Source organism: Burkholderia sp. Ac-20384 (genome assembly GCF_017104605.1).
Classification (GTDB): Bacteria; Pseudomonadota; Gammaproteobacteria; order Burkholderiales; family Burkholderiaceae; genus Burkholderia; species Burkholderia lata.
The window spans coordinates 22,304-28,626 of record NZ_JAAGPE010000106.1; the positions used below are offsets into that span (position 1 = coordinate 22,304).

The 6,323-nt window shown below is 66.2% G+C and carries 5 protein-coding genes; all 5 read right to left on the minus strand.

Features of this window, described 5'->3' with window-relative positions:
* Nucleotides 1-53 precede the first annotated feature (53 nt).
* Genes G3O00_RS20670 through G3O00_RS20690 form a run of 5 tightly spaced genes read right to left on the minus strand, consistent with a single transcriptional unit; the run spans nt 54 to nt 6,022 of the window.
* Nucleotides 54-2,027, minus strand: a complete 1,974-nt coding sequence (locus tag G3O00_RS20670; RefSeq protein ID WP_206144148.1) for an FkbM family methyltransferase — start codon at nt 2,025-2,027, stop codon at nt 54-56.
* 24 nt (nt 2,028-2,051) lie between these two features.
* Nucleotides 2,052-3,188, minus strand: a complete 1,137-nt coding sequence (locus tag G3O00_RS20675; protein ID WP_206144149.1) for a DUF2827 family protein — start codon at nt 3,186-3,188, stop codon at nt 2,052-2,054.
* A gap of 27 nt (nt 3,189-3,215) precedes the next feature.
* Entirely contained in the window at nt 3,216-3,680 is a 465-nt protein-coding gene (locus G3O00_RS20680) for a DUF4019 domain-containing protein (protein WP_206144150.1), read from the minus strand.
* A 27-nt stretch (nt 3,681-3,707) separates the two neighbouring features.
* Complete coding sequence (locus G3O00_RS20685; protein WP_011354051.1) at nt 3,708-4,862, minus strand: DUF2827 domain-containing protein; 1,155 nt, start codon at nt 4,860-4,862, stop codon at nt 3,708-3,710.
* A gap of 14 nt (nt 4,863-4,876) precedes the next feature.
* Nucleotides 4,877-6,022, minus strand: coding sequence for a DUF2827 domain-containing protein (locus G3O00_RS20690; RefSeq protein WP_011354052.1), 1,146 nt, complete (start codon nt 6,020-6,022; stop codon nt 4,877-4,879).
* Between the last annotated feature and the right edge of the window lie 301 nt (nt 6,023-6,323).

The following is a 6,323-nucleotide window of genomic DNA, read 5'->3' on the forward strand; positions in this document are numbered from 1 at the left end:
CGGCCCGCGTCGGCCTCAACCGGGCACAGCGGCCCCGGCCTGTATCAAATCGATCAATCCTTCCCGAATCCGCCGAGCACGAACGCCATCGCGCGGTCGACCGCGTCGTCCCATTGCCCGATGCGCGAGGCGCGCACGATCCGGATGCCCGGATAGAGCGGGGTACGCGCGCCGGTTTCCCAGCGTGCGTCGGCCTTCGGACTGAGCAGCAGCACGGCCGGCACACCGAGCGCGCCGGCGAGGTGGATGTGCGCGGTGCAGGTGGTCACCACGGCGTCCAGCGCCAGCATCAGCGCAGCCAGGTCGCTGAAATCGCCGATCGCGTGATGCGGGAACGTCACCGGCAGGTCCGATTGCTCGGACTGTGCGGACAGGTCGCGGTTGATGCAGTACGCGGCGTGGCCGTGCATTCGCGTCAGCGGCGCGAGGTCGCGCAGGCTGGCCGCGCGATGAAAGCGTGCGTCGCTTTCGTCGCGCCCCCGCCAGTTGAGCCCGATGCGGCGCGTGCCGACGGGATGGCCATCGTGCCGCACGCGCTCGCGCCACGCGGCCGCGTGCTCGGGCGGGCACGACAGGTACGCGGCCGCCGATCCTTTGGGTGCCGGTGCGTAGCCGAACTGTGCGGCGAGCACCAGGAACGAACACCAGTAGTCGTGCGCGATCTGCGACGTGTCGACCCACGCGCCGTGCGCACCGATGAATTCGATGTGCGGGAACGTGTGACGCAGCAGGCCCGTCAGCGCGTCCGGAACGACGACGGTCACGCTCGTGCAGCCGAGCGTGTCGAGAGCGCCGAGGTAGCGCGCGTACTGGAGCTGGTCGCCGACGCCGCCGTAGCTGAGCACCAGCAGCCGCTTGCCTTGCAGCGGCTGGCCCTGGTAGAGCCGCTCCGTCGGCAGCCCGAACTGCGCGGCCGTCAGGACGTTTTCGCTTGCAAGGGTGGCGCGGGCGGCTTCGTCGCGCCGGCCGGCGCGCAGCAGCAGCATCGAACGCATCAGCTCGATGTCGCCGCGCGTCGCGTCGGGGAGCGCGGCCGGATCGCCGAAGCGCTCGAGTGCCGCAAGCCCTGCGTCGGGCGCACCGGCGAAGCCGTAGCACGACGCGAGTTGCAATGCGATCGCGTCGTCGTCGAGCCCGCGGCCGCGCGCGCGTTGCCAGCGGTCGATCGCATGCCCCCACTCGCAGCGCGACTCGTGGTCGAGCGCGCGGTTCCAGTTCGTTTCGGGTGCGTCGGTGTCGGCGGCGGGCGCTGCCGGCGGGGACGTATCGGCGTCGGCCGTCGTTTCGATGGCAATCGGCTCGAACGAGATGGCCAGCCGCTGCGGGTCCCAGCGCGCGTTCGGCACGCAAAGCAGATTCAGTTTGTCGACCCGGTAGAACGTATAGTCGAGGCCGGCGAAGGTGGCGATGATCGGCGCCTCGCCGACTTTCCAGTATTCGACCCAGCACCACGGCAGATGCGTTTCGATCAGCCGACGCGCACCGCGTAGCGCGTCGATCTCCATCCCTTCGATGTCGAGCTTCAGGAAATCCAGCCGCGGCAGGCCGAGCGAATCGAGCGTGATGACCGGCGTCGGCGTGCCGCCTTCCGCGTGTGCGTCGACGAGCGAGATCTGGCCGAAATCGGTGTCCTGCCCGTAATCGACGTCGGGCACCTTCATCGTGCCGTTGACGCCCGCGAGCCCCATGTTCAGCAGATGGACGTTGTCGAGCTGGTTGAGCGCGACGGTGCCGCCGAGCGCATGGAACAGCGTACGCTGCGGCTCGAACGCGTACACGCGGCCGCCGCGCGCGCGCAGCCGGTGCGCGATCGGCACGCACACGAGCCCCGCATTCGCACCGCCGTCCACGGCGATCGCATCGTCCGGCAACTGGTCGATCACCTGCAGGATCGCGTCGAGCTCGGGCTGGATGTGCGGCCGCCCGGTCTTGATCAGCGCCTCGGCCTGAAACTCGCAGTGCCGGTTGATGACGAACGGGCCGTGAATCGAATCGATCACGACGAAATTGCGGACGATCTGATTCATGGTCGGGCGCGTGGACGGATGGGGTCAGCCGAGCGTGCGGCCGGCGAACAGCTGCTGGATCTGCGCGGAATACGCGTGGACGTTGTGCTCGGCGTGCGTGTCGACCTGGTGCAGGCAGCGGCGGGCCGCGGCCGCATAGTCGTCGAGCCGCGCGTCGTGCGTCTGCGCGGCGGTCGCGATCGCACGCGCCGCATCGAAGATCTCGAAGTCCGGGTAGTAGTAGCCGACGTCGCGCAGGAACGGCGAGTTGTGCACGAGCGGGTAGTTGCCGTACAGCGCGTCGTACAGCAGGTAGTTGAGGCCGTTTTCCCAGTGATGGGACACGACGATGTCGGTGTGATGCGCGGCCCACGCGACGAACGGCGCGCGCACGTCGGCGGTGGCCTTGCCGTCGCGCACCATCTCGAGCCCGAGCGCGAGATGCTTGAAGGCGACGTTTTCCTTCTTGTCGAACGTGTTGGTCATGAACACGTGCTCGACGAGCTCCGGATGCTCGACGTAGCACGCGTTCGCGGCAAGCATCGGCACGATCGCGCTCTTCACGACGTTCAGGTTCGGCTCGAAGAACGCGATGCGCTTCGCGGTGCCGTGGTTGCGATAGCCGAAGCGCGCCTTCAACTCAGGATCCGCGTCGAGGCTGCGCTCGATGAAATACGGCGACCAGATATGCGGCAGCTCGATCACCGGTGCGCGATAGACGGCCTGGAAATAGGCCGCGCACGTGTGCATGTGCTGCGGGTTGGTCCAGATCTCGTCGAACTGCACGCGGTTCGGGTTCGGCCGCCATTGGTTCTTCTCGAAGTTGATCGTCTCGACGGCGATCACGTAGTCGTTGCCGAAGCGGTACGACACGCACTTGCCGCCGCGCCGGCGCACGGCCTCGGTGTGGGTCGAATCGATGAACGCGTTCATTTCGATCAGCAGGTCGGTCTGGTGGACGACGGCCGACAGCGGCCGCAGCGCGTCGCCGAACGCGTCCATCATCAGCGCTTGCGGATAGTCGGTGATGCCGTCGTCGTGCGCGAGCCAGACCTCGCCGATCAGCGGCGACTGCTTCAGCAGCATGTACAGGTACACGCAGTGCTGGTTCGCGCCGTTGTACCAGATCGACTGCGTCGCGTCGCGCTGCACGTTCATCGTTATCGCGACATTGATCTTCATGTTGTCTCCGTGTCGTCGGCGCGATGCCTATTTCGCGATGTCCCGGATCCTGCGCGGCGCGTAGCCGGTCAGATGCCAGTGTCCGTCGCTTTCGAGGCGGAAGCTCACTTTTTCGTACACCGTCGCGCCGGTGGTCAACGTCGTCACATAATCGACGCTCGCATACAGGCCATCGGGTACCGTCGTCGCATTCGTGTAGCGATCGCGCGAGATTCGTTCCCAGTCTCGGTGGCGCACCATGGCGACCGTTTGCCATGCGCCACGGAGATCGCTTGCGAACTGCTCCTGTTTGAAGCGGGTCTTGATGAAATCGGCCGAGTCGAGCCAGAGGTCGTTGAACTGACCGGCTGCGAGCTGCTTGAATACCTTGTCGGCGTCCTGCAGCAATTCATCCGCGGAATCTCCCGCGGATTGCGCGTGCGCGCTGAATGCCAGCGACGCGACGGCGAGGCCGATCAGCCATTTCGCGCGAGTGAAGGTCAGTACATGCATGTCGGGCTCCGAAGCAGAGGGTTCGCGTCACGCGTCGCGATAGAGTGACGCGATCGCGTCCGAATACGCGGCGACGTTCTGCGGGTTGTAGATGCTGACGGAGCTGAGCACGTGCTTCGACTCCTCGCGGTACGCCTCCAGGTTTGCGTCATGCTCGGCGAACGCCTTCAGCAGCGCGCGGCCGCCGGCCTGGCAGTCGAAGTCCGGGTAGAAATACCCGGCCTTGCCGAGGAACGGCGAGTTGTGGATCAGCGGGTAGTCGCCGTACAGCAGCTCGTAGTACAGGTAGTTCTGCGCGTTTTCCCACGTGTGCGACACCACCGCATCGCCATACGCGGCCATGAACTCGTACACCGCGTAGCGGCTTTCGAACGTCGTGATCCCGTGGTTCACGATGTCGAGGCTCTTCGCGAAATGGACGAACGTCGCATGTTCCTTCAGGTGCAGCGTGTTGCACACGCGCACGAACTCGAGGAAATCCGGTTTCGCGCGATACGCTTCCTCGGCCACCAGCATCGGGATGACGCTCGTCTTCACCATGCAGATGTTCGGCTCGAACATCGTCACGCGCCAGCGCGGCTTGCCGGGTTCATAGCCGAACGACAGCCCGGCGCCGAGCGTCGCGCGCGCCTTGTCGAACAGCATCGGGTGCCAGATGTGCGGAACGATCGTGACGGGCGCGCGCAGGCCTGTCTGGTAATAGTGCAGGCACGAGCGCTCGAACTCGGGAATCGTCCACACGGCGTCGTACGGCGCGCCCGAGAACAGGAAACCCGACGGCTTGTCGAACATCGCGCGCTCGATGTCGATCACGTAGTCGTTGCCGACGCGCATCGTGACGACCTTGCCGCCGCGCTCACGGAACGTGCGCAGGTAGTCGGCGCCGAACTGCGCGCTCATTTCGATCAGCACGTCGCAGCGCTGCAGCGCTTCGTCCATCGACAGCAGCGGCACGTCCCATTCGCCGAGCATCATCTGCGGATCGGCGATCTGTTCGCCACCGTTCACCATCACGGCTTCCGCGACCAGCGGCGACTGGCGCAGCAGCAGGATCAACAGCAGGCAGTTCTGGAAGATGCCGTTTTCCCACAGCGACTGGCCGGCGCCGCGCACGAACAGCGACACGCCGACGACGAGACGCTTGCCCTCGCCGGGCGCTTGACGGGCATTGGAGTCCGACATGCGTATTCTCCGGTTCAGGCGACCAGACGCGAGACAAACGCGTCGAGGTTCGCGGGGTTGTCGATCGAGACCGATTGCAGCAGCCGGTCGGCCTTCGCGCGGTAGTCGTCGAGGCGTTCGTCGTGATGAAGCCACGCTTCGAGCAGCGCCCGGCCGCCCGCGGCGGAATCGAAGTCCGGGTAGTAGTAACCGGCATCGCCGATCAGCGTCGAGTTGTGGATCAGCGGGTAGCCGCCATACAGCACGTCGTAATACAGGTAGTTCTGCCCGTTTTCCCAGTGGTGCGACACGACCGCGTCCGCATGGCGCGCCATGAAGCCCGGCAGGTCGAGGCGCGGCTCGAAGGTGGCCTTGTGCTGGCGCACGAGATCGAGGCTGTTCGCGAAGTGCACGAAGGTCGGATGTTCCTTCATGTGCAGCGCGTTCACCACGAACATGTGCTGAACCGCGTCCGGGCGCGCACGGTAGAACTCGTCGCACGCGAGCATCGGGTAATGGCAGGACTTGGCGACCGAGATGTTCGGTTCGAGCATCGCCAGGTGCCACGGGCGGCGGCCCGGCCGATAGCCGAACGTCGCGCCTTCCGCGGCGAGAGCGGCGATGCGGCGCTCGAGGAAGTACGGCGACCAGATGTGCGGCATCAGGTGGACCGGCGCGCGCAGGATGGTCTGCAGCATCGGCGCCGCGGTCTTGTCGTATTGCGGCAGCAGCCACACTTCGTCGAACGGCGCACCGTTGAAGATGTGCCCCGACGGTTTGCCGAAGATCGGGGTTTCGCACAGGCCGGCGTATACGTGCCCGCAGAAGAACGCGGCGATTTTCTTGCCGAGCGCCTTCATGTGCCTGAGCCATTCCACCGGCAGCTGCGCGCCCATTTCGATCACGACGTCGAGTTCGTGCGTGACGTCGGAGGGTTTCACGAGCGGGATGTCGAGGCCGTCGAGTTCGAGGCCGGCCGGCAGCGCGTTGGCGTCGCCGCCGTTCAGGAAGTAGACGGGGCCGACGCGATCCGAGCGCTTGAGCATCATCGCGAGGAACGCGATGTTCTGGTGTATGCCGTTTTCCCAGATCGCCTGGCCGTCGCGCGCAAACAGCGAGATGCCGACCGCCGGCCGTTGCTTGCGGGTGCCGCCCGAGGCGGCTTCAATGATGTCCGTCACCGGTTGGTTTCCTCTGCGGCGTCGTGCGTCCGGGCATCGCGTCGAGCGTCTGGCCTGGAAGCGGCGCGCCGTGGATTGTCATGGTTGCAGGTGCGCCGGTGCGCCGCGGCGGGCGAATCGGGCGACCGGGTTCGCGAGGGCGGCAGCCGGTTTCCGGCGTGTCGTCGGGCACGCCGGCACGGCGTGCGATTCGGGCAGGCTGCCCCGGCGACTGTCTGCGGCGATTGTGGCACGGAAACCGCCGGTTTTGGCGGGACGTGACGAACTTTGACATAGCCGCCGGCCAACGGAAACGGGCGCC